1 protein-coding gene is annotated in these 3352 nt (G+C 49.0%); it reads left to right on the forward strand.

All coding sequences use genetic code 11. From position 1 onward, the window contains the following. Positions 1-1244: 1244 nt before the first annotated feature. Complete coding sequence (locus ACJROR_RS11435; RefSeq protein ID WP_406547155.1) at positions 1245-3128, forward strand: HD domain-containing phosphohydrolase; 1884 nt, start codon at positions 1245-1247, stop codon at positions 3126-3128. The last annotated feature ends 224 nt before the right edge of the window (positions 3129-3352 follow it).

Genomic DNA, 3352 nt, shown 5'->3' on the forward strand with positions numbered 1-3352 from the left:
TCCGTCCGGAGTCTCCCGCAAACTCGCATAGCGGGAAAAAGCTTTTTCCGCCTGTCCGCGCGTTTTAGGCATCACTGCTTAAGATGCAGCTAAAGAGGCCACAGCAGAAAATACGCGGCACTCCTTTCATGTGATAAACGCGCTGCAAAATATCCTGTCCGGAACCCGGCTGTTTAAAAAAACGCGGCGACCGTCATCATTTCGTTATAAGACCGGGTATTCCGGAAAGCAAGAATATTCATTTTTCCATTTCAGATTTCCTAACCGAAGCCGCATATAGAAGGCGCAGATAAGACCGAAGGGGCTTCCGGGGACTTCAGGTCAGCTCACCAAAATCCCTCAAACAGCAAGAAATGACAAGCTGACAAGGCTAAAAGCTTCAGAGGGCAAATACGGAGTTCCGGATGAGGAGAATCCGGAACTTACTGACGAAAAACTCGAAAGAATGGCGGATAACAGAAGAATCAGGCTGGAATTTGAGAAAAAGGCTGCTTATCTCTCAGAACAGGAACTTCGGAGACCGGAGGCTGTTTCCGTTCCTCTGTCAGACAGGCTTTTCATGCGGAAAAATCCTCTGGCAAGAACTAAACCGCAGTTCTCAGTCATATTTTAGAGAAAGCCTTAACTGATCCTCCGCTGCTGAAACAGTTCGCGCAAGGCGATTCTGCAGGAAAGGAACTGAACAAAACCCCGGAGAGATCCCGCGTATTTTGTTTTCAGGCATCAGATTACAGTCTGAAGGCAAGTTTCCCGGATATCCGGCGACTGCCCGGGAGATAAGGCGCTTTGCCCCCGGCTGAATCCCGGCGCTCAATAATCACCGGATGCGAAGATGAAGCAAACAATCACGCCTTTTCACCTGATTGCTTCCTTCTTCCGGGCGTGTAATCATGATCGCCCGGACTTTTTTCCAGAGCCTTATCTTATATGCAGGGCCTGAGCATCAGTTTGGATGTGACAAACTTGAGATCTTTGTTCATTTTTTAACATTAATGTTTCCATAGGCGCTTCATTTATGTGACAATGGCATCTGTCCGCTCCGTCGTTTCGGCGCTTATATTTAAAGGCCGGAAGCCGTATCCTGATTTTAAAATGCTTATGCCTTAATGTTTTCGGAGCATTAAAACCCAGCGGAAAGCCTGTTTTTGCCGTACAGATTCATACCGGAACCATGCCATAACCGCCCCGAGGGAATACACCGCAGCTGCTGCCTTAAGCGCTGTTTTTGACTGATTATTGCCGCCATGGAACATCGCAAAGCCACCCGCTCCTTTACCAACCATATCGCGTATGTTTTTATCACGCTGATCATATTCGTGATTATCGCTCTTACCTCCGTATCCTATATGATCACCTTCACCAACATTACCGACGGGTTTATCAATAAGTACGTTCCCAACCACACCGAACTGGTGCTGAACAAGATCGAAAGCTATATCAAACCATACATTATCATGTCAGCCAATATGGCCTCATCCCATTACACTATCCACTGGATGCTCGAAGAGAAGGAAAGCGAGGAAGGCCGGCAGCATTACGAACTGGATCAGAAAACGATAATCAAACAGAATCAGCTCACCAGCACGTTTCTGGTCTCTCTGCTCACCAATACCTACTATATTCAGGGACAGAACGAAGGAAAAATCGACCTTAACGGCAAGGATTCCTGGATGAATTACATCATTAACTCCGACCGGGATTATCAGGTAAACATCGATTACCGCCGCGGCAACGATAATGATGAAATTTTCATGTTCATTAACTACAAGATAAAGGATCCTTCAGACGGCAGGCTCATAGGCATTACCGGCACCATTGTGAAGATCGACAAGGTCATGCAGATGTTCTTTGACCTCAAGCTGGGAGTCTCCGGCTACTACTACGCCATTAACAATGACGGCCTCGTTCAGATGCATCCGAACAAGGATTACATCCTGAAGAAGAAGGCCGGCGAACTGGACAGCAATTTTCCGAAACTGGAGAAGGCAGGCGGCAACAAGTTCAAAATCGCCCGTTACACTTCCGCGCTGGATCAGCAGGATTACATAATTGCGGCGGAGTATCTCCCGGAACTGGAATGGACCATTGTCGGCAAAATATCAGTGCAGGAAAGCTTTGCTCTCCTGAACAGGATTTTGCGGATCTCGATTCTGATTTCCGTGATCATTCTGCTTATAGCGCTGATAATCACCTATTACATTTCCCACCGATTCAAGCATCGCATCGGTGAAATGACCAACAACATGACGAAGTTTATGAGTTTTATCTCCAAGGATATCGATGCTCATAACATTGAACTCCGGCGCACTGACATCACCGACGAGCTGGGCAATATGTCAAATGAAATCTGCGACAGCGCCGAGTATGTCCAGAAGCTGATGAGCATGCAGGATATGCTGCGCCGGGAAATCGAAATGACCTCCATGGAAATCATCGATAAAAACAAAAAACTGAGAATTCTCTCGAATCAGACCATCTACGCTCTGGCCAACGCCATCGATGCCAAGGACAGCTATACCCGGGGACATTCGCTGCGGGTGGCCCAGTATTCCCGGGAACTGGCGCGGCGCATGGGCAAGTCTGAAATGGAGCAGGAGGAAATATTCAATGTCGCGCTCCTGCACGATGTCGGCAAAATTGCGATTCCCGATACGATTATCAACAAGCCCGCCAAACTGACTGACGAGGAATTTGCCCTGATAAAAAGCCATCCGGTGAAGGGCTATGAAATTCTGAAGGAAATTTCAGTGATGCCCAACCTTTATATCGGAGCGCGCTGGCATCATGAACGCTACGACGGCCGCGGCTATCCGGACGGGAAGGCGGGAACCGATATTCCGGAAATTGCCCGGATTATCTGCGTTGCCGACTGCTATGACGCCATGACTTCAGATCGCAGCTACCGCAAGGCCCTGCCTCAGCATGTGGTGCGTTCCGAAATCGAAAATAACATGGGCACCCAGTTCGACCCCGAAATCGCTTTTATCATGCTCATCATGATTGACGAGGATCGGGAGTACATGATGAGAGGCATGGTAACTGTTCATTCCGAAAAGTATGCGACAGATACGGGAATAACAGGTTCGCAGCCGCCCGGCAATACTGCCCCCGGGACGATGCCGGCCTGACATTATTCAGGGTAAAGAGCAGAATCCTGAAGCTTTGCGCCGGAATTTCCCGAATGCCGCGGCATATCAGGCGGGTACGCTTCCGGGGCGGCGTTTCCGGAAATTCGTGACATCCCGCAGGCGATGCGGCAGGATCAAATCCCCTTCCCGGAACAGATTTTTAATGTTTCACTGTTCCCGCCTCTGACATAACCCCGCCCTGACCTGCCCCATTGGCCCCTAAC

It is taken from the genome of Succinimonas sp. (assembly GCF_045225735.1).
Lineage (GTDB): Bacteria > Pseudomonadota > Gammaproteobacteria > Enterobacterales > Succinivibrionaceae > Succinimonas.

Bases quoted from the DNA above. Each gene is read 5' to 3' on its own strand.
- ACJROR_RS11435 (WP_406547155.1), top strand. From the start codon at position 1,245: ATGGAACATCGCAAAGCCACCCGCTCCTTTACCAACCATATCGCGTAT.